This is a genomic window from Nocardia sp. NPDC052316 (assembly GCF_044547795.1).
Classification (GTDB): Bacteria; Actinomycetota; Actinomycetes; order Mycobacteriales; family Mycobacteriaceae; genus Nocardia.
In genome coordinates this window covers 572338-593686 of sequence record NZ_JBIUBB010000004.1, presented here as the reverse complement: position 1 = coordinate 593686, position 21349 = coordinate 572338, and the positions used below count along the sequence as shown (strand labels likewise).

General features: G+C 68.5%; 17 protein-coding genes. 12 read left to right on the top strand and 5 right to left on the bottom strand.

The window, feature by feature from the left end:
* Positions 1-37 precede the first annotated feature (37 nt).
* The 3 genes from ACIHA7_RS21130 to ACIHA7_RS21120 are packed head-to-tail and all read left to right on the top strand — an operon-like array spanning position 38 to position 4194.
* Entirely contained in the window at positions 38-742 is a 705-nt protein-coding gene (locus ACIHA7_RS21130; protein ID WP_397292018.1) for a TetR/AcrR family transcriptional regulator, read from the top strand.
* Positions 742-3354, top strand: coding sequence for a PEP/pyruvate-binding domain-containing protein (locus tag ACIHA7_RS21125; protein ID WP_397292014.1), 2613 nt, complete (start codon positions 742-744; stop codon positions 3352-3354). Before ACIHA7_RS21130 ends, ACIHA7_RS21125 begins: the two co-directional genes overlap by 1 nt.
* Positions 3355-3366: 12 nt before the next feature.
* A complete protein-coding gene (locus ACIHA7_RS21120) occupies positions 3367-4194 on the top strand; it encodes an alpha/beta hydrolase (protein WP_397292010.1) in 828 nt (275 codons plus the stop codon).
* Here ACIHA7_RS21120 and ACIHA7_RS21115 read toward each other — a convergent pair.
* On the bottom strand, positions 4191-4985 hold the full coding sequence (locus ACIHA7_RS21115) for a transporter substrate-binding domain-containing protein (protein ID WP_397292006.1): 795 nt from the start codon (positions 4983-4985) through the stop codon (positions 4191-4193). The two genes, ACIHA7_RS21120 and ACIHA7_RS21115, sit on opposite strands and share 4 nt — an antisense overlap.
* Positions 4986-4988: 3 nt before the next feature.
* Positions 4989-5339, bottom strand: coding sequence for a hypothetical protein (locus ACIHA7_RS21110; RefSeq protein ID WP_397292003.1), 351 nt, complete (start codon positions 5337-5339; stop codon positions 4989-4991).
* A 105-nt stretch (positions 5340-5444) separates the two neighbouring features.
* Here ACIHA7_RS21110 and ACIHA7_RS21105 point away from each other — a divergent pair, with 105 nt between their 5' ends.
* Complete coding sequence (locus ACIHA7_RS21105; protein WP_397291999.1) at positions 5445-6416, top strand: quinone oxidoreductase family protein; 972 nt, start codon at positions 5445-5447, stop codon at positions 6414-6416.
* A 6-nt stretch (positions 6417-6422) separates the two neighbouring features.
* Here ACIHA7_RS21105 and ACIHA7_RS21100 read toward each other — a convergent pair whose 3' ends face one another.
* Positions 6423-7019 (bottom strand): TetR/AcrR family transcriptional regulator, encoded by a 597-nt coding sequence (locus ACIHA7_RS21100; protein ID WP_397293114.1) that lies wholly within the window; start codon positions 7017-7019, stop codon positions 6423-6425.
* Positions 7020-7106: 87 nt separating this feature from the next.
* Between ACIHA7_RS21100 and ACIHA7_RS21095 the strand changes: the two genes are divergently transcribed.
* Positions 7107-8528 (top strand): FAD-dependent monooxygenase, encoded by a 1422-nt coding sequence (locus ACIHA7_RS21095; protein WP_397291995.1) that lies wholly within the window; start codon positions 7107-7109, stop codon positions 8526-8528.
* Positions 8529-8535: 7 nt separating this feature from the next.
* Here the strand turns inward: ACIHA7_RS21095 and ACIHA7_RS21090 are convergent, their stop codons facing one another.
* A complete protein-coding gene (locus ACIHA7_RS21090; RefSeq protein WP_397291991.1) occupies positions 8536-9558 on the bottom strand; it encodes a heme o synthase in 1023 nt (340 codons plus the stop codon).
* A 384-nt stretch (positions 9559-9942) separates the two neighbouring features.
* Between ACIHA7_RS21090 and tkt the strand changes: the two genes are divergently transcribed.
* The 7 genes from tkt to ACIHA7_RS21055 all read left to right on the top strand — a co-directional run bounded on the left by tkt (position 9943) and on the right by ACIHA7_RS21055 (position 20015).
* A complete protein-coding gene (gene tkt / locus ACIHA7_RS21085; protein ID WP_397291987.1) occupies positions 9943-12102 on the top strand; it encodes a transketolase in 2160 nt (719 codons plus the stop codon).
* 6 nt (positions 12103-12108) lie between these two features.
* Positions 12109-13242 (top strand): transaldolase, encoded by a 1134-nt coding sequence (tal, locus tag ACIHA7_RS21080; RefSeq protein WP_397291983.1) that lies wholly within the window; start codon positions 12109-12111, stop codon positions 13240-13242.
* Between the two features lie 5 nt (positions 13243-13247).
* The gene (gene zwf, locus ACIHA7_RS21075) at positions 13248-14807 is read left to right on the top strand and encodes a glucose-6-phosphate dehydrogenase (RefSeq protein ID WP_397291978.1); all 1560 of its coding nucleotides are present in this window, start codon (positions 13248-13250) and stop codon (positions 14805-14807) included.
* Positions 14804-15712 (top strand): glucose-6-phosphate dehydrogenase assembly protein OpcA, encoded by a 909-nt coding sequence (gene opcA / locus ACIHA7_RS21070; protein WP_397291974.1) that lies wholly within the window; start codon positions 14804-14806, stop codon positions 15710-15712. The genes zwf and opcA overlap by 4 nt, the downstream gene beginning before the upstream one ends.
* Positions 15705-16454 carry a 6-phosphogluconolactonase gene (gene pgl, locus ACIHA7_RS21065; protein WP_397291970.1) on the top strand — a complete coding sequence of 250 codons (750 nt, stop codon included), beginning with the start codon at positions 15705-15707 and terminating at the stop codon, positions 16452-16454. Before opcA ends, pgl begins: the two co-directional genes overlap by 8 nt.
* A 631-nt stretch (positions 16455-17085) precedes the next feature.
* Positions 17086-19527, top strand: a complete 2442-nt coding sequence (locus tag ACIHA7_RS21060) for a thiamine pyrophosphate-dependent enzyme (RefSeq protein ID WP_397291967.1) — start codon at positions 17086-17088, stop codon at positions 19525-19527.
* A gap of 5 nt (positions 19528-19532) precedes the next feature.
* A complete protein-coding gene (locus tag ACIHA7_RS21055; RefSeq protein WP_397291963.1) occupies positions 19533-20015 on the top strand; it encodes a hypothetical protein in 483 nt (160 codons plus the stop codon).
* Between the two features lie 129 nt (positions 20016-20144).
* Here the strand turns inward: ACIHA7_RS21055 and ACIHA7_RS21050 are convergent, their stop codons facing one another.
* Positions 20145-21326, bottom strand: coding sequence for a cytochrome P450 (locus tag ACIHA7_RS21050; RefSeq protein WP_397291959.1), 1182 nt, complete (start codon positions 21324-21326; stop codon positions 20145-20147).
* Positions 21327-21349: the final 23 nt, after the last annotated feature.

Below are 21349 nucleotides of genomic sequence, written 5' to 3'. Positions count from 1 at the left end.
TTTGACAACTTCTCAAAATATGTCAAGGTGACAAAAAATGAGTGTCAACGAATTCGAACGCGAGCAGGCCATCCTCGACGCGGCGGCCGACCTGCTGTGCCGGATCGGCTACAACAAGCTGACGATGGGTGATGTCGCCGATGCCGTCGCCCTGCACCGGGGTTTGGTGTATTTGCAGTTCAAGTCGAAAGACGAGCTCGTCGAGGCGACGGTGCGACGTGAGTTGAGCCGATACGCGGACATGTGGCGGGCGCAGCTGGAGGCGGACCCGCAGGCTGGCAGTGTGGCCAGCGTCTACCGGGCGATGGTGCACACGCTCACCCGGCTGCCGCTCGCCGCCGCGGTCGTCGCGCGCGACGAAGACATCCTGGGCAAGTACCTGCGCAAGCCGGGCAACGTCTTCGACCGGCTGCCGAAACTCGGCACCGGCGACTTCCTGCTCGCCATGCAGGAGGCGGGCACGGTTCGCTCCGACGTCGATATCCGTACGGCCGCTTTCATTCTCGACGCATTGACCCCCGCTATCCGGCGCACCTTGCCATCGGATCGGGCCGAACCCGCCGACCCGGACCAGCCGTCCGCCGATGAACTGCTCACCACACTGGCCGACCTGCTCGAACGGGCGCTGACCCCGTCCGAGGGCGCCGACCTCGCCCGTGGCAAAGCGCTGCTGCTCGACCAGCTGGCGCGCGCCGGCGCGAATTTCGGCGCCGAGCCGGCCCCGCAGGAAGGAAAGATCTGATGACCACCAGCGATCCACTCGTCCTCGACTTGGACGACACCCGGGCCACATTGGAGGTGGCCGGTGGCAAGGGCGCTTCACTCGCCCGAATGGCCGCAGCGGAACTGCCGGTGCCACCGGGGTTTCACGTCACCACGGCCGCGTATCGGCACTTCGTCGAACGCGCGAATCTGCGCGAAAAGATCCTTCGGACGGTCGCCGCGGCGGACCCGGATCGGCCCGCCTCCATCGAAGCCGCAGCGGCGGAGATCGCCGGGCTGTTCGCCGAACAGCCTGTGCCGGAGGAGATCACCGCGGCCGTGCGCGTCGCCTACGCCCAGCTCGGGGACGAGGTCGCGGTAGCGGTGCGTTCCTCGGCCACCGCCGAGGATCTGCCGGAGTTGTCCTTCGCCGGGCAACAGGAGACCTATCTCAATATCCGCGGCGCCGACCAGGTCTTGGCCGCGGTGCAACGCTGCTGGGCGTCGCTGTGGACCGCGCGGGCCATCGATTACCGCGCCCGCCAAGGCATAGAGTCCGACGAGGTGAGCTTGGCGGTGGTCGTGCAGGAGCTCGTTCCCGCCGACGCCGCCGGAGTGCTGTTCACCGCGGACCCGCTGACCGGTGCGCGGGACCGGGTGATGATCAACGCGGCCTGGGGTCTCGGGGAGGCCATCGTCAGCGGAAACGTCACGCCCGACACGCTTCTCGTCGCGAAGTCCGACGGGCAGATCCTGCGCGAGGACATCAGTGACAAGCGCCTGATGACCGTGCGCACGGCAGCGGGCACCGAGGACATCGCGGTACCCGAGGAGCAAAGGAACGCGCGGGTGCTCGATTCCGATCGAGCCGCCGAGCTGACCGCGCTCGCCGTGCGGATCGAAGAGCTGTACGGGCAGCCCATGGATCTCGAGTGGGCGGTGCACGAGGACGAGTTGTTCATCGTGCAGGCACGGCCGATCACCGTGCTGCCCGACGTACTCGAGCCGCCGACCGAGTGGGAGCTGCCCGACCGCAAGGGCAAGTACATGCGGGCCAGCGTGCTGGAACTACTGCCGGAGCCACTGTCGCCGCTGTTCGCCACGCTGGGCCTGCCTGCGTTCGGCAAGGCCACCAAGGACCGGTATCGCGACCTCGGGCTGCCCTACTTCGACGATCCGTTGGTGGTGATCAACGGCTACGGCTACTACGACATCACCTACACACCGGGGATGCTCGCTCGAATGTTGGTGGCGCAGCCCCGATTTCTGGCGTCGACCTTGCCCCGTGCACTACGCACCGCGCCACAGCGGTGGCGAGCAGGGCACGCACGGTATACCGAGGTCACCGCGGAGAAGAACGGGCTGAATCCGGCCAAGGCATCCGCCACCGAGTTGTTGGAGGCCGCCAGGGCGGTCGTCGAGGAGGCGGCGCGTTACTACCTCACGCTGCAAGGGGGTGTGCTGCCGGCGACGTACATCAGCGAGGGCCTGTTCTCGGCGGCGTACAAGACGATGAAGCGGCGCGACGACCCGGCCGCGCTCACCTTTCTGCTCGGCTTCGACAGCAAGCCGTTGCGCGCGGAGAAGTCGCTCTATGAACTGGCTCGCTGGATCCACACGCAGCCGGGCCTGCCCGACCGAGTCGAGAACCTCTCGGGCACAGACCTTCTCGCGCTGCTGCACGACAAGGACGCGAGCAGTGGCAACCAGGCGTGGCACGAGTTCCTCAGCCGGTTCGCCGACCACCTGGCAACCTACGGCGATACCGTCTACGACCTCGACTTCGCCGCACCACTGCCCGTAGACGATCCGGCACCGATGTTGCAGACGCTCGCATTCTTCGGTACCCCGGCGGCACACGATCCGCGCGACCGTCAGCGCAACGCACAGCTGATGCGGGAGCAGGCGATGCGCGCCCTCCAGGCGAGGCGGCCGGGTGTACGGCGTTGGCTGACACTGCGTTTGCTGCGCTGGGCGCAGACCATGAGCCCGTTGCGCGAGAACGGTCTCGCGGATGTCGGCCTCGGCTGGCCGACCGTGCGTCGCCTGCTGCGCGAGCTCGGTCGACGTCTTGTGGCCGCCGGCGCACTCGGCACGGATGAGGACGTTTTCTGGCTGCGTGTCGACGAACTACAGGAGGCGGCGCAGGCACTGGATAACGCTCGCCCAGTGAAAGATTCACGCGCCTTGGTGGCTGAGCGCAGGGCAACCGCGGCGGCGCAGCGGATGGTGACCCCGCCGCATGCGCTACCGGCAGGCGGCGGCGCGAAGCTCCTCGGCCTCGACTTCTCCAAGCTGCTGCCCGCGGGCGCTGACCAGGATTCCGGCGCAATGGTCAAGGGCGTGCCCGGCAGTCCCGGCCGCGTGACGGCGCCTGCGCGAATAGTCCACGGCCCCAGTGATTTCAGCCGCCTCCGCCCCGGCGACGTGCTGGTCGCCAAGATCACCACACCGGCCTGGACGCCGCTGTTCGCCCTGGCTTCCGCAGTCGTCACCGACGTCGGCGGGCCGCTGAGCCACAGTTCGATCGTGGCCCGCGAGTATCACATTCCCGCCGTGCTCGGCACCGGCGTGGCCACCGAGCGGCTGCCCGACGGCGCACCGGTCACCGTCGACGGTGACGCAGGCACGGTCACCGTGGCCACCAGCTGAAACGGAACCCACATGAACACAACGACATCCGAAGAGATCATCCCGCTGTGGCCGGGCTCGAGTCCACGCCTGCCGTCACCGTACGGCCAGGTGACCACCGTCCCCGGCTTGTCGGACGGCAAGGCGGTCACGCTGATTCGCAATGTCACCGAACCGGCACTGACCGTCCACCGGCCGGATCCGGCGCGCGCGACCGGAACCGCCGTCATCGTCTGTCCCGGCGGTAGCTTCATCACGCTCACCACAGGGACCGGCGCCGATGTCGCCGATGCCCTTGCCGCACAAGGCTGCACCGCATTCGTGCTGCGCTATCGCCTGCTGCCCTCGACGCCACGCGATGAGGACTTCCACCGGCACTGGGCCACCGACTACACGATGGCCGATATCGAGGCGCAGTCCTATCCGGCGGCCACCGACGCGCGCCGAGCAGTCCAGTTCGTCCGCGAGCGCGCCGCCACCTGGAAGGTCGATCCACGGCACATCGGCATCCTCGGTTTCTCCGCGGGCGGGCAACTGTCCTGCAGTGCCGCAGCAGATTACGACCAGCAAAGCCGCCCCGACCACGCCGCCGCGCTGTACGCCCCGGCATGGCACGACTACACCGTCCCGGCCGACGCACCGCCGCTGTTCCTCGCCCTCGCCGGCGACGACCCCGACGATAACGTCGTGCCCGGGAATCTGGCCCGCTACCAAGCATGGCGATCCGCAGGCCACGCCGCGGAGCTGCACGTTTACGCCGACGGTGGCCACGGTTTCGCCATGGAGCCGCGCGGCCTGCCCTGCGACAGCTGGATGGACCGCTACCTCGAGTGGCTCGCCACCACGAGACCGTCGGACTAGATCGGGACCGTCGCGTCGGGTCCGATCCACTGGTCGAACAGGCGATCCACCGCGCCGGTGGCGAGCTGGGTGGTCAGGTACGCGTTGAGCAGCGTGGCCAGCATCGGGTCGTCCTTGCGGATCAGCAGTACCTTGCCGAACGAGTCGAACGGCTCGTCCGGGTGCAGAACCTGCAGGCCCGGGTGCTGGCGGACGCGGTAGCGGCCCTCGACGGCGTCGGTGACGAAGACGTCGGCCCTGCCTTGTTCGACCTCGTCGAAGATGGTGAGATTCTCCGGCCAGAGGGTCAGTTGGGCGTCGGGGAAGTTCTTGCGGGCGAACTCCTCGTTCGTGCCACCGCGATTCGCGATCACCCGCACCTCGGGGCGGTTGATCTGCTCGATCGTCGCGTAGTCGGCGCCGCTGGTGCGGCGCGTGATCGGCGTCTTGCCGTCGGTGCCGTAGACGATCGAGAAGTCGGCGAAGACGCGGCGCGCGGGCTGGTCGGAGATGCCACCGACCGCGATATCGCAGTGGCGCTCAGCGAAATCCGTCTTCAGCGTCGCCCAGGTGATCGGAACGAATTGGATCGGCCTGCGGAGCAGCTCGGCGAAGCCGCGCGCCAGTTCGATGTCCACGCCGCGATATTCGCCGGAGCCCTCGGCGATCGAGTACGGCGGATAGTCGCCGGGCGTACACACTCGCAGCGCGTTGCTCTGCTGCGCGGTCGCCGGAGTCGCCGGAGCCACCAGCACCGTCCACCCGGCAAGCAGTGCCGCACCGAGGCGGCCGAACAGCCGCGTCCCGCGCATCGCTCAGTTCTCGTTGCGCGCCTTGGGGAATCGCTTCTGTTTGGCCACCCAACCGGCCATCTGCGCCCAGTGCGACTTGCGCGGGGTGACGATCGAGGTCAGTTCCCGGTCCCACTCGTCGGCCTCGGTGAGACCGTCGATCGTAGCGACGAGCTCCTTCGCGGTGGCCATATCGGTGACGACCCGGTCGCCGAGGATGCCGTCGGCACCGACCAGCGTCACCCGGACGCCGGCGCGGCCGAGCGGCTGCAGCACGGCCGTGGCCGAACCGTCGTGCTCGGCGACGAAACCCTTGACGGACTCCACGAGGGCGCCCGACAACTTCACCGGGGCCGTGGCGGCTTCAGCACTCATGGCACGGAGTTTACCGGCCAGTAGCAAACGGTCCAGTCCCCGTGCCGGAATTGTCCGCCACCGCCGGGTCCGACGGGTCGATCGGGAAGGTGTAGAACAGATCTCATGCGTGCGATTCAGGTGTCCGAACACGGTGGTCCCGAAGTCCTGCGGTACGTCGAGGTGCCGGACCCGCGGATCGGACCCGATCAGCTGCTCGTCGACGTCCAGGCCGTCGGCATCAACTTCATCGACACCTATATCCGCACCGGTCGCTATCCGCAGGACGTGCCCTATGTGCCCGGCGCCGAGGGCTCCGGCGTGGTCGCCGAGGTCGGCGCGAACGTCACCGAGTTCGCCGTCGGCGACCGCGTCGCGTGGGCGGCCGGGCCGGGCAGCTACGCCGAGCGGGTCGCGGTGAACGCCGCGGTGGCCGTCAAGGTGCCCGGCGAGGTCGACCCGAAGGTGGCCGCGTCCGCGCTCCTGCAAGGCATGACCGCGCACTATCTACTCGAATCGATCTATACCCCGCAGCCGGGCGAGTCGGTGCTGGTGCACGCGGGTGCGGGCGGTGTCGGCCTGGCGCTGACCCAGCTCGCCGCGGCCCGCGGCGCCCGGGTGATCACCACCGTGTCCACCGATGCGAAGGAGAAGCTGTCCCGCGAGGCCGGCGCGGCCGAGGTGCTGCGTTACGGCGACGACCTCGCCGACCAGGTACGCGCGCTCACCGACGGGGTGGGCGTGGCCGCGGTGTACGACGGCGTCGGCGCGGCCACCTTCGAGGCCAGCCTCGCCGCGCTGCGGGTCCGCGGCATGCTCGCACTCTTCGGTGGCGCCAGCGGCGCGGTTCCCCCGTTCGACCTCCAGCGCCTGGCCGGCTCGGGCTCGTTGTTCGTCACCCGGCCGACGCTCGCCCATTACACCCGTGATCGCGCCGAACTGCTCTGGCGCGCAACGGACATCCTCAACGCCATCGGCGACGGCACGCTGCGGATCCGGATCGGCGCGACCTACCCGCTCGCCGAGGCCGAGCAGGCGCACCGCGATCTCGAGGCGCGCAAGACCACCGGCTCCATCGTCCTGCTGCCCGGTTCCTGAACCGGCTCAGTAGTCGCGTCCGGTCAGGCCGCGATAGATGAACCGCGTCAGGCCGTCCACCGCCTGCTTGTCGGTCAACTCGATCGCGCCCTCCTCGACCGCCTGCACCATGCCCGTGGTGAGCAGGAACATCATCGCCAGGCTGGCGTCGGGCGTGCTCGGCAGCGTGGGTCCGCCCGGACCGAAACCGTCCAGATGGTTGGCGATGTCGCGCCGCTGCCGCATCGCGAACTGCCCGGCCTGTCTGGCGAATTCGTCGTTGACCAGCGCCGCCTGCTGGATCGACCGGAACACCGCCCAGTGCTGCCGCGCCGAGATCCAGTAGTGCTCCACGTGGAAGCGGATCGCCGCGGGATCGGTGAAGTCCGGGTTGTGATCCGGCCCCTCCGCGGTCACATCGCCCGCCGCCGCGACATCGTCCAGCAGCGCCTGGAGTAGCTCTTCCTTGCCCGCGAAATGGTTGTAGAACGACCCGGCCGCGCGGCCCGCCGCCGTCGTGATGTCGACAATCTTGGTGTTCAGGTAGCCGCGCTCGGCGAATAGGCGCAGCGCCGCCGCCTTCAGCGCGTGCTCGGTTTCGGCCGACTTCTCCTTGCGACTCATCGACACCCGCACCCACCTCCTTGACAGGCAAGGTACCAACTCCAATACTGAATCAGTATTCATTGAATTTAAATTCAGGAGCTGAACATGCACGAGCAGGTACTTGTCGCGGGCGCCGGACCCACCGGTTTGACCCTCGCCCTCGACCTGGCCCGCCGGGACATCCCGGTGCGAATCGTCGATCAGGCCACCGAGTTCTTCGCGGGCTCGCGCGGTGACGGCATCCAACCCCGCACCCTCGAAGTGTTCGACGACCTCGGTGTGCTCGACGCGGTGCTGGCGGCGGGCATCCCGGTGCCGATCATGCGGGCCTACCTCGACGGCGAGTTCGTCGGCGAGCACCGGATGGGGGAACCGATCGAGCCGACGCCCGCGCTCCCCTACCCGAACCCGTGGATGCTCGGGCAGTCCGATACCGAGGCGATCCTGCGGGCACGGCTCGCGGAATTCGGCGTGCGGGTCGAGCTCGGCACCGCGCTGCGCACGTTCACCCAGGACGCGACCGGGGTCACCGCGACCTTGACGCGCGGGGACGCCGAGGAGACGGTCCGCGCCGCGTACTTGGTCGGCGCCGACGGTGGCCGCAGCACGGTGCGCAAGACGCTCGGTATCGCGTTCGAGGGCAGCACCGACGAGTCGCTGCGAATGCTGCTCGGTGACGTCCGGGCCGACGCCCTCGACCACACCGTCGGCTACTGGTTCGCCGGGTCCGATCGGCCGATGGAGGGAATCGCCATGTCCCCCTTGCCCGGCGGCCGCCAGTTCCAGTTCGCGGCGCCACTGACCGACGATGCCGAGCCGACCCTCGCGGTACTGCAGGAGTACCTCGACCGGTACTCCGGCCGCACCGACATCACGCTGTCCGAGCTCACCTGGGTGACGGTGTGGCGGCCGAATATCCGCCTGGCCGAACGGTTCCGCGACAGGCGCGTCTTCCTCGCCGGTGACGCCGCGCACGTCCACCCGCCGACCGGCGGGCAGGGCATGAACACCGGTATCCAGGACGCGTACAACCTCGGCTGGAAGCTGGCCGCCGCGCTGCACGGGGACGAATCACTGCTGGACAGTTACGAATCCGAGCGCAGGGCGGTCGCCGCCCGCGTGCTCGGTATCAGCACTGCGCTGCTGGACAAGCTGGTCGACGGCGCCGAGGACGCGATGCGGCGCGGCCCGGAAACCCAGCAGTTGGACATCAGCTACCGCGACCCCGGCGACCGTGGGCCACTCGTGGCGGGTGACCGCGCCCCCGACGCCCCGCTGAAAGACATGGCAGACAACCCGATCCGCCTGTTCGACCTGTTCCGCGGCCCGCACGCAACACTGCTGTGCTTCGGCGAAACCGGCGAACTACCCACCGGCATCGAGGCCTACGCCGTGGTCCGGCCCGGCACCACGGCAGCCGGGCGGCACGTCATCGATGTCGAGGGCCATGCGTTCGCCGCGTACCACGCGGTCGACGGCACCCGGGTCGCGATCAGGCCCGACGGCTACCTGGCCCACCGCGACTGACGGTGGATCAGAAGAAGCTGCCGACGGTGTCCCAGCCGAGCACGGAATCGACCGCCAGGCCGCAGAACACCACGGCGAGATAGTTGTTCGACTGCAGGAACAGCCGCAGCGGCTTCACCGATTCGCCGCGCCGCACGCCGGAGTACAGCTGGTGCGCCATGAGCAGGAACCACGCTCCGGCCACCAGCGCCACGGCCGCGTAGACCACGCCGGTCGCGGGGACCAGCGCTAAGGTGGCGAGCACGGTGAGCCAGGTGTAGATGACGATCTGCTTGGTCACCACCTGCTCGGTGGCCACAACCGGCAGCATCGGCACGCCGGCCGCGCGGTAATCCTCCTTGTAGCGCATGGCCAGCGCCCAGGTGTGCGGCGGCGTCCAGAAGAAGATGACGCCGAACAGCACGACGGCGGGCCAGCCGATGCCGCCGGTCACCGCGGACCAGCCGACCAGGGCGGGCATGCAGCCCGCGGCACCGCCCCACACCACGTTCTGCGAGGTGCGACGCTTGAGACCGAGGGTGTAGACGAAGACGTAGAACAGGATCGTCGCGACAACGAGGACGCCGCTGAGCAGGTTCGCCTGCCACCACAGCCAGGCGAACGAGCCGAGGCCGAGCACCACACCGAACACGAAGGCGTGCGAGGTGGGCACCGCCTCCCTGGCCAGCGGGCGCTTCGCGGTCCGCTTCATCACCTTGTCGATGTCGGCGTCGGCGACGCAGTTCAGCGTGTTCGCGCTGGCCGCGCCCATCCAGCCACCGAAGAGGGTGACCAGGATGAGGCGGATGTCGATGTGCCCCCGATCGGCGAGCAGCATCGTCGGAATCGTCGCGACGAGCAGCAATTCGATGACCCGCGGCTTGGTGAGCGCGATGTACGCGAGCACTCGTCGCAGTAGTCGGGACGGCAGCCCTGGCCCGGCGAACCGGTCCGCCAGCGCCGTCGGAGCGGAGCCGTGCGCGCCATTGCCACCCGGCTGTTGCCCAATCCGCACTGTTTCTCCTCGCACGCTGTGCATCGCATCCGGCATGGACCAAGCAGCACGCTCGGTCCCGCTGAGCTGGATGCGCGAGAGCTGGACCTTCGCCCGCCTCGGCGCCTCTTCAGCCGTGCGGCGCGGCTACTACTACAGAGGATGGTAGACCCCGCCGAGCGCGCTCCTCGCATAGCCCCACGCAACAACATTGGGAATGTGACCCAGCTGACGGCGCGCCACGGCTCCGGAGAACCCCGGCCGCACGCGGGTTTCGAGCGCCGTGCGCGGGGCAAATAAAGACAGGGTTCCCCGCACCCCGCTCAATGGGCACATCTAGGGTGGTTGGGTACACACCCGGTATGCACGCGCCGCTGCCGTGCGTTCATCGCCGCCAGTAAAGCCGCCGTCGACGAAACCAATGTCAGGAGAACCTCGGTCGTGTCAGTCACAGACGACATCCGCGCCCTCACTCAGCCGAATCACCCGGACGACTGGACGGATCTGGACACCAAGGCCGTCGACACGATCCGGGTGCTCGCCGCCGACGCGGTGCAGAACGCAGGCAACGGCCACCCTGGCACCGCGATGAGCCTGGCGCCGCTGGCGTACTCCCTCTACCAGCGCACCATGCGGATCGACCCGAGCGACCCGAGCTGGGTGGGCCGGGACCGCTTCGTGCTGTCCTGCGGTCACTCCAGCATCACCCAGTACATCCAGCTCTACCTGGCCGGTTACGGTCTGGAACTGGACGATCTGAAGAACCTGCGCAAGTGGGGCTCGCTCACCCCGGGCCACCCCGAGTTCCGGCACACCGACGGCGTCGAGATCACCACCGGGCCGCTCGGCCAGGGCCTGGCCTCCGCGGTCGGCATGGCGATGGCCGCCCGCCGCGAGCGCGGCCTGTTCGACCCGAACGCCGCGCCGGGCACCAGCCCGTTCGACCACTTCATCTACGTGATCGCCTCCGACGGCGACATGGAGGAGGGCGTCACCTCCGAGGCGTCCTCGCTCGCCGGCACCCAGCAGCTCGGCAACCTCGTGCTGATCTACGACGACAACAAGATCTCCATCGAGGACGACACCACCATCGCCTTCGACGAGGACGTCGCCAAGCGCTACGCGGCCTACGGCTGGCACGTGCAGGTCGTCGAGGGTGGCGAGGACGTCGTCGCCATCGAGTCGGCGCTGGCCGCCGCCAAGGCGGAGACCGGCAAGCCGTCGATCATCGTGCTGCGCACCATCATCGGCTACCCCGCGCCCAACAAGATGAACACCGGCGCCGCGCACGGTGCCGCCCTCGGCGCGGACGAGGTGGCCGCCACCAAGAAGATCCTCGGCTTCGACCCGGAGCACACCTTCGAGGTCGACGACGCGGTGATCGCGCACACCCGCAAGGCCATCGATCGCGGCAAGCAGGCGCACGCGCAGTGGCAGCAGCAGTTCGACGCGTGGGCGCAGGCCAACCCGGACAACAAGGCCCTGTTCGACCGGCTCGCCAAGCGCGACCTGCCGCTGGGCTGGGCCGACAACCTGCCGACCTACGAGCCGGACCCGAAGGGCGTCGCCACCCGCAAGGCCTCCGGCAAGGTGCTCGCCGCGCTGGCGCCGGTGCTGCCGGAGCTGTGGGGCGGCTCGGCCGACCTCGCGGAGTCCAACAACACCACCATGTCCGGCGAGGCGAGCTTCGGCCCCGAGTCGATCTCGACCGGCATGTGGAAGGCCAACCCGTACGGACGCACCCTGCACTTCGGTGTGCGCGAGCACGCCATGGGCGCGATCCTCAACGGCATCGCGCTGCACGGCCCGACCCGCCCGTACGGCGGCACCTTCCTGGTGTTCAGCGATTACATGCGTCCCGCGGTGCGCCTGGCCGCGCTGATGCGCGTGCCCGCCATCTACGTCTGGACGCACGACTCCATCGGCCTCGGCGAGGACGGCCCGACGCACCAGCCGATCGAGCACCTCGCCGCGCTGCGCGCCATCCCCGGCCTCAACGTGGTCCGCCCCGGCGACGCCAATGAGACCACCTACGCGTGGCGCACCATCCTCGAGCGCGACAGCAGCGAGCACACCTCGCACTTCTCGGTCTCGGAGATGCCGCACCAGGACGGGCCGTCGGCGCTCGCGCTGACCCGCCAGGATCTGCCGATCCAGGAGGGCACCAGCTACGAGGGCGTGAAGAAGGGCGGCTACATCCTGGCCGAATCCTCCACCGACACCCCGCAGGTGATCCTCATCGCTACCGGTTCGGAGCTCCAGCTCGCGGTCGGCGCGCGGATTAGCCTGGAGGAGCGTGGCATCGGAACCCGGGTGGTGTCGATGCCGTGCGTGGAGTGGTTCGATGCGCAGGACCAGGCTTACCGCAACGAGGTACTGCCGCCGTCGATCACCGCGCGCGTGGTGGTCGAGGCCGGTATCGCGATGCCGTGGCACCGGTTCGCCGGTGACGCGGGCGAGATCGTCTCGATCGAGCACTTCGGTGCGTCCGCCGACTACAAGACCCTGTTCCGCGAGTTCGGAATCACCACCGAAGCCGTGGTCGCCGCCGCGCTCACCACGTTCGAGAACAGCGGCGCCGTCGAAAACGTGAAGGGATAAGCGCTCATGACACAGAACGCGAATACCGCCGCCCTGTCCGCCGCCGGAGTCTCGGTGTGGCTCGACGACCTGTCGCGCGACCGCATCCAGTCCGGCAACCTCGCCGAGCTGATCGAGACCCGCAGCGTCGTCGGGGTGACCACCAACCCGACCATCTTCCAGGGTGCGCTGAGCAAGGGCCACGCCTACGACGGACAGCTCAAAGAGCTTGCCGCCCAGGGCGCGGACGCCGACGCCGCGATCCGCACCATCACCACCGACGACGTGCGCTCCGCCTGTGATGTCTTCGCGGGCGTGTTCGAGGCGTCCAACGGGGTGGACGGCCGCGTCTCCATCGAGGTCGACCCCCGCTTCGCCTTCGACGCGGACAAGACCATCGCGCAGGCCATCGACCTGTGGAAGACGGTGGACCGGCCCAACCTGTTCATCAAGATCCCGGCCACCGAGGCCGGCCTGCCCGCGATCACCCGGGTGATCGCCGAGGGCATCAGCGTGAACGTGACGCTGATCTTCTCCGTCGCGCGCTACCGCGCCGTGATGGGCGCCTACCTCGACGGGCTGCGCAGCGCCAAGACCGCTGGCCACGATCTGGGCAAGATCCATTCGGTCGCTTCGTTCTTCGTGTCCCGAGTAGACACCGAGATCGACAAGCGGCTCGAGGCGATCGGCTCCGAGGAGGCCCTCGCGCTGCGCGGGCAGGCCGGAATCGCCAACGCCCGCTTGGCCTACGCCGAATACCAGGACGTGTTCGACGGCGGCGCGCACACCTCCACCTACAACCACCTCGCCGCCGCGGGCGCGAATCGCCAACGCCCGCTGTGGGCTTCGACCGGCGTGAAGAACCCGGACTACTCCGACGTCATGTACGTCACCGAGCTGGTCGCGCCCAACACGGTGAACACCTTGCCGGAGAAGACACTCGAGGCCGTCGCCGACCACGCCGAGATCCGCGGCGACACGGTCAGCGGCACCGCCGCGGCCGCGCAGGAGGTCTTCGACAAGCTCTCGGCCGTCGGCATCGACCTCGACGACGTGTTCCAGGTACTCGAGCGCGAAGGCGTGGACAAGTTCGAGAAGTCGTGGGCGGAACTGATCTCCGCCACGACGGAGGAGCTGTCCGCAGCGGCCGGGAACAACTGACCCCGATGGCCGGCCCCAAGAACCCGACCTGGCAGAACCCGCTGCGCGACGAGCGGGACAAGCGGGTCCCGCGCATCGCGGGCCCGTGCAGCATGGTGATCTTCGGTGTCACCGGCGACCTGTCCCGGAAGAAGTTGATGCCGGCCATCTACGACCTCGCGAACCGGGGGCTGCTGCCCCCCGGCTTCGCGCTGGTCGGCTTCGCCCGCCGCGACTACGCGGACGAAGACTTCGCCCAGGTCGTGCTCAACGCCGTGAAGGCGCACGCCCGTACCCCCTTCCGTCAGGAGGTCTGGGACCACCTGGCCGAGGGAATCCGGTTCGTGCAGGGCAGTTTCGACGACGACAAGGCCTTCGCCACGCTCGCCGACACCCTGGCCGCGCTGGACACCGAACGCGGCACCGGCGGCAATCACGCCTTCTACCTGTCGATTCCGCCGAACATGTTCCCCGTGGTGCTCAACCAGCTCTCCGAACACGGACTCGCGCAACCGGACAGCACCGACGCCGCAGGCCGTAAGCCGTGGCGGCGGGTGGTGATCGAGAAGCCGTTCGGCCACGACCTGGAGAGCGCCCAGGAGCTCAACGCGCTGGTCAACGGGGTGTTCCCGGAGGAGACGGTCTTCCGGATCGACCACTATCTCGGCAAAGAGACGGTGCAGAACATCCTGGCGCTGCGCTTCGCCAACCAGCTCTACGACCCGATCTGGAACGCCAACTACGTCGACCATGTGCAGATCACCATGGCCGAGGACATCGGATTGGGCGGTCGCGCAGGCTATTACGACGGCATCGGCGCGGCCCGCGATGTGATCCAGAACCATCTGCTGCAGCTGCTCGCGCTCACCGCGATGGAAGAGCCGATCAGCTTCCAGCCCAAGCAGTTACAGGCCGAGAAGATCAAGGTGCTCTCGGCCACCAAGCTGGTCGAGCCGCTGGAGGAGACCACCGCGCGCGGACAGTACGCCGACGGCTGGCAGGGCGGCGAGCAGGTGGTCGGCCTGCTCAACGAGGAGGGCTTCGACCCGGAGTCGCGCACCGAGACCTACGCCGCGATCACGCTGGAGGTCGACACCCGCCGCTGGGCCGGGGTGCCGTTCTATCTGCGCACCGGAAAACGGCTCGGCCGCAGGGTCACCGAGATCGCGGTGATGTTCAAGCGGGCGCCGCACCTGCCGTTCGACCAGACCATGACCGAGGATCTCGGGCAGAACGCGCTGGTCATCCGGGTGCAGCCGGACGAGGGCATCACCACGAGGTTCGGCTCGAAGGTGCCAGGGTCGAGCATGGAAGTGCGCGACGTCAACATGGATTTCAGCTACGGCGAGGCGTTCACCGAGTCCTCCCCCGAGGCCTACGAACGCCTGATCCTCGACGTGCTGCTCGGGGTGCCGTCGCTGTTCCCGGTGAACGCGGAGGTCGAATTGTCCTGGGGCATCCTCGATCCGGTGCTCGAGCACTGGGCCACCGAAGGCAAACCCGAACCGTACGAGGCGGGCACCTGGGGGCCGTCCTCGGCCGACGAGATGCTCGCCCGCACCGGGCGCGAATGGCGGCGGCCGTGATCATCGACATTCCACACACCACCACCGGCGAGGTCACCAAGCGCATCGTGCAGCTGCGCGAGAGCAACGGCGTGATCACCATGATGCGGGTGCTCACCCTCGTCGTCTGCACGCTGGACAGCTCCGAGGCCGAGGACGCGATCGACGCCGCCAACGACGCCAGTCGCGAACATCCTTGCCGGGTGGTCGTTTTGGCGCGTGGCGATCGCGACGCCGAGACCCGCCTCGACGCCCAGATCCGGGTCGGCGGGGACGCGGGCGCGGCCGAGGTGATCGTGCTGCGGCTGCAAGGCGAGCTGATCAACCACGAGAGCAGCGTCGTCATCCCGTTCCTGCTGCCGGACACCCCCGTGGTGGCCTGGTGGCCGCGCGGCGCTCCCGAGTTCCCGTCCAAGGATTCGGTGGGCCGCTTGGCGACTCGCCGCATCACCGACGCCACGTACGCCGCCGACCCACAGGCCGCGATCAAGAAGCGGCTCGGTTCGTATGCGGCAGGCGACACCGATCTGGCGTGGAGCCGGATCACCTACTGGCGCGCCTTGCTGGCCGCCGCGCTGGACGAACCGCCCTTCGAGCCGGTGGAAAGGGTGCTGGTATCCGGACTGCGCGACGAGCCTGCACTGGACACGTTGGCCGGGTGGCTCGCGAGCCGCCTCGGCTGCCCCGTGATCCGCCGCTCCGGGGCGTTGCGAGTGGAGCTGCACCGGCCGTCGGTGTCGGTCACCATCGAGCGCCCGCAGACCGGGCGCACCGCGACGCTCACCCGCACCGGTGACCCCGACCAGCGAATCGCGCTGGCCCGCCGGGAGACTCGCGACTGCCTCGCCGAAGAACTGCGCAGGCTGGACGCCGACGAGATCTACGCCGAGGCCCTCGCCGGAATCGAGAAGGTGACCTATGAGTGAATCCGCCAGCGACACAGTAGAAGTCCACATCGACACCGACTCGCTGGTTGCCGCGGCGGCGGCCAAGTTCGTCGAGGTCGTCGTCGCCGCACAGGAAGCGCGCGGCACCGCGTCGGTCATCCTGACCGGCGGCGGCACCGGCATCGGACTGCTCGAACTGGTCCGCAAGTCTCCCGGCGACATCGACTGGTCCAACGTCGACTTCTTCTGGGGCGACGAACGTTTCGTCCCCGCGGGCGACGCCGAACGCAACGACCTCCAGGCCCGCCAGGCGCTGCTCGACCACGTCCCCGTCGACCCCGCCCGGGTACACCCGGTAGCCGCCTCCGACGGCGAATACCCCGATCCGATCGAGGCCGCCGCCGAATACTCCGCCGCCGTGCACGCCTACCTCGCCGAACACGGCTCCTTCGACCTACACCTGCTCGGCATGGGCGGCGAAGGCCACATCAACTCCCTCTTCCCGCACACCGACGCGGTCGGCGAGGAACACGAACTCGTTGTCGCCGTAACGAATTCGCCGAAACCCCCGCCGGTCCGCGTCACCCTCACCATCCCCGCCGTCCGCCGCACCCGCCACGTAGTGCTGGTCGTCGGCGGAGCGGCCAAAGCCGACGCGGTCGCCGAGGCCATCTCCGGCGCCGACCCGGTCGACATCCCCGCCGCAGGCGCGGTCGGACTGGAGTCCACCACCTGGCTACTGGACCAAGACGCGGCATCAGCCCTGCAGTTGCCGGACTGAGCGCCCTTTCACGGACCGCACGACGTCGAGCTGAACGCCGAGCAGGCACCCCTACGCCCCGTTCGGCACGCAGCAGCCAACGCCGTGCTCGCCCAGCGGGAAATGTGCGCGCAGAACATCGAGTACGCACGCCGCCATGATGGCGGGACGTGACGAGCCGAAAGCCGACAAGGCATTCGATTATCTCCCCGGCCACGCGCAGCAGGGCGTCCCCAGTGCGCGCCATACAGCGGAGCTCACGTGCACATCTCCTTATCTCGGCACACCTACCGCCACGTCTTGTCCGCCGCGCGGGACATGACGGCGCCGAACGTCGAGCGTGCACGCCACCATGTCCCGTCGGGCGCAACCGCCGCCATGTCTTGCCACCGCGTGGGACGCGATGGCAGCAAACGTCGAGTGAGCGCGCCGCCGTGTCCCGTTGGACATGCGTGCCGCCATGGCCGGGTGCTGAGGGTACATGGTGGCAGCGAACGCCAGGTGCTTGGTTCATCGTGTCCCTGCGGAATGCTGGTCGCTGGTCTAGGCGGACGCGGGTCCATATCCGGACGGTCGGGGGTTTGGCCGGAACTTATTCGGCCGAACTGGATATGGCGCGCATAATCATCGGGTTTGCCGATATGGTGGGGCGGTGAGTGAGCGGGCAGCGAACCCGGGAGCCGGCCCGGGTCAGGTTCTCGATGATCGGTTTCGGGCGGCGGTCGGTGCGTTGACACCGGCGCCGGATCGTGCGACGGCGGACGTCGCGCCCGGCATCAGCGGTGCGGTCCTGCTGGAGTTGTTCGAGGCGCAGGCGACGAGCAGGCAGTTGGATCTCGCGGCCCGGCAGTTGGGTGCGGGCAAGCGGGGGTACTACAGCATCGGGTCGTCGGGGCACGAGGGCAACGCGGCGCTGGGGGTGGCGTTGCGGGTGACCGATCCCGCGCTGCTGCACTACCGGTCCGGGGCGTTCTTCGTGCAGCGCACCCGGCAGGTGCCTGGCCTCGATCCGATCCGTGACGTGCTGCTCGGGGTCGTCGCCGCGGCGGCGGATCCGATATCCGGTGGGCGGCACAAGGTCTTCGGCAGCAAGCCGGCCGCCATCATTCCGCAAACCTCGACCATCGCCTCGCATCTCCCCCGCGCGGTCGGTCTCGCGTTCGCGATCGATCGTGCCGCGCGACTGGGTGTGTCGAGCGAGTGGCCCTCGGATGCGGTGGTGCTGTGCAGCTTCGGCGACGCCTCGGCCAACCACTCGACCGCTGCGGGCGCGATCAATGCGGCGATTCATACTGCCCGCCAAGGTGTTCCGCTGCCGATTCTGTTCCTGTGCGAGGACAACGGCATCGGCATCAGCGTCCCCACTCCGGCGGACTGGATCCAGCAGGCGTACGGCTCCCGCCCCGGACTGGAGTACTTCGGCGCCGACGGCTGCGATCCCGTTGACGCACTGACCACTTCGATCGCGGCCGCCGCGTGGGTCCGCGAACACCGCAAGCCCGCGTTCCTGCACATGCGGACGGTCCGGCTGATGGGCCACGCCGGTTCCGATGTGGAAGCCGCGTACCGCCGACCCGCCGACATCGCCGCCGACCTGCTCCGCGACCCGGTGACCGCGACCGCCCGCCTGCTGGTCGCCGCAGGTGTCGCAACGCCCACCGAAGTGCTGGAGCGTTACGACGACATCGCGCAGCGAGTCAACCGAACGGCCGAAATCGTTTGGCGCGAACCGAAATTGAACTCGGCGAGCGCGGTGATGGCGCCCCTCGCGCCGTCGCGCCCGGCGCTGGTACGCACCGATGTCCTGCGCACCGGCCAGCCCGCCGCGACCTCGGCGACCTCGGCAACCCCGGCAACCCCGGCAACCCCGGCAACCCCGGCAACCCCGGCAACCCCGGCAACCGAGATGCAAGCAGACAGCTCACCCGCCGATGTCCCACCGCCTGCCATTGCGGGGCAAAGCACTCCGACGCACGCGGGCACAGCACAGGCCGACACCTCACTGGACGCGACAACCCCGGCCGAAAGCACACCGCGTGCCGCACCTGCCACCATCAGCGCCAACCCTGGTGCAGGCAGCGATGATTCGTTGACACTGGGGCAGGCGATCAATCGCACACTGGCAAACCTGCTCGCCCGCGACCCGGACGTACTCGTCTTCGGCGAGGATGTCGGCCGGAAGGGTGGCGTGTACGGCGTGACCAAGGGTCTGCAGAAGCAGTTCGGCAAGCGTCGCGTCTTCGACACCTTGCTCGACGAGCAGAGCGTTCTCGGCACCGCCCTGGGCACCGCGCTCGCCGGTTTCGTGCCGATCCCCGAGATCCAGTATCTGGCCTACGTGCACAATGCCGCCGACCAGCTGCGTGGCGAGGCCGCCACCCTGTCGTTCTTCTCCCATGGGCGCTACCACAATCCGATGGTGGTCCGCATCGCCGGCTACGCCTACCAGAAGGGTTTCGGCGGCCACTTCCACAACGACAACTCCATCGCCGCCCTGCGCGACATCCCCGGCCTCGTCGTCGCCTCCCCCGCGCGGGCCGACGACGCCGCCGCCCTGCTGCGCACCTGCGTCTCCGCCGCCCGAGTGGACGGCCGCGTCTGTATCTACCTCGAACCCATCGCCCTCTACCACACCCGCGACCTGCACGAGCCCGGCGACAATGCGTGGCTCGCAACACCTTCCGACACCGACCACGTCGAGATCGGACGCGCCCGCGTCTACGGTGACGGCACCGACCTCACCATCGTCACCTTCGCCAACGGCGTCCCCATGAGCCTGCGGGTAGCCCGCCGCCTGGCCGAGCGCGGCATCCGCACCCGTGTCCTCGACCTGCGCTGGCTCGCCCCCCTCCCCGTCGACGACCTCCTCCAACACGCCCGCGCCACCGGCCGCGTCCTCATCGCCGACGAAACCCGCCACAGCGGCGGCGTCTCCGAGTCCGTCTGCGCCGCCCTCATCGACGCGGGCTTCGACGGCCACATCGCCAGAGTCACCAGCGAAGACACCTTCATCCCCCTCGGCCCCGCCGCCGACACCGTCCTGCTCGACGAAGCCAAAATAGAGACCGCCGCCGGAAAACTCTTGGCACAGTAGACATCATGGCCGGCACCGAAGAGGAAGCCATCACGGCGGAACACCGACGCTACTGGCAATACCAGCAAGATCTGGCCACAGTAGCCGACACCGCCGAACCCGACCTTGTCGCCGCCATTTTGAACGACCCGGACAAGGCCATGGCCGAAGCCGCCATATCCGGCCACTTCGACAACCGTGCGCCCCACCTGATCCAACTCGGCAGCACCCACTTCGATCAGTGGGTAACCACCATGTCCGACCTGATCGCCGACCACACATTCCTCGCCCGCCGCCTGCGGGAATGGGCACTGCTGAAGTCGATTCTCCTGGGCGGCAACTGGATTTCCGAAGAGGTTATCGCGGCCACCGACTGGTTCCAGCGCAAGGCAGTCGACCTCGTCACCGACGTCGACGCACTGGCCCTGCTGGCGGAACAGGGCAGGACGCGACGGGTTCGTCATGCCGCGAACCGTGAGCTACGCCGCAGGGCGGCGCGCCTCGACTGAGTGGGAGGCGCGCCAATACTCGGCGTCCCTTGGCGGAAAGCCGTTCCGCTACACCTGGCGGAGCGCTCGTTCCGCAACACCAGCGATCGAAATCTACTGGCAGGGCGGTTTTTCCGCGATGCGAGCGGGTCAGCTGAGCTGGACGGGGAACGCTGCCAGGTCGTTTTGGGTAAGCACCGGAAGGTTGCGGATTTCTTCGACCGGAACCGCGAGGCGGAGGTTGGGGAAGCGGTCGAAGAGGGCGGGGAGGGCGATGCCCGCTTCGAGGCGGGAGAGGGCGGCACCGGGGCAGATGTGCGGGCCGTGGCCGAAGGTGAGGTGGCGGTGGGAGGTGGTGCGGGTGAGGTCGAACTCGTCGGAGTCTTCGCCGTGCACGGCGGTGTCGCGGCCGATGGCGCGGTAGGACATGACCACACCCTCACCCTTCTCGATCGTGGTGTCCCCGATGGTGATGTCTTCGGTGGCGAAGCGCATCAGCAGGTGGGTGACGGGGCTGTCCCAGCGCAGGGTCTCCTCGACGGCCTGCTTCCATTCGATGTCGCCGGAGCGGACCTTGTCGAGTTGGTCGGGCCGGGTGAGCAGGGCGCGTACGGCGTTCAGGATGAGGCCGACGGTGGTTTCGTGACCGGCGGCGACCAGCGCCTTCAGATTGCCGACCACCTCCTCTTCGGTCAGCGGCTCGCCACCGTCGGTGGCCAGGATGAGGGCGCTGGTCAGGTCGTCGGTGGGGTCGGCGGTCTTCTTGCGCACCAGATCGGTGTAGTACCGGTCCATTTCGTCGATGACCCGCAGCCGCTCGTCCTGCGGGGTGAGCAGCGAGAAGAACGCTTTGTACCAGGTGAGCAGCATCGGATGGTCGGCGCGGTCCACGCCCATCAGCTCGCTGATGACGCGCATCGGCAGCGGGTAGGCGAAGACCTCTTTGAGATCGACCACGGAGTCACCCGACGCGCTGAGGTCGTCCAGCAGCTCGCTGGTCAGTCGCTCGATCACGGGACGGATGTCCGCTAGTCGACGCGGCGACAAAGCCTGCGTCGTCTTGATCCGCAGCCTGCGATGCTCGGCACCGTCCACCGTGAACATGGAACGTCCCGCGTCGATCATGCCGATCAGCGGCCACTGCCGCGTCACCACCCCGGAGTTCCACAGCGACCAGCCGTTGATGTCCTTGATCAGCCGCGGATCGACGAGCAGCTGCCTGGCCACCGCATGTTCGGTGACGGTCCAGGCGGGCACGCCGAGCAGTTCGATGCGGGTGAGCGGACCCGCGGCACGCAGGTAGGCGGTCTCGCCGGCGAGGTCACCGACCATCGGATCGATGGCAAAAGGGCATG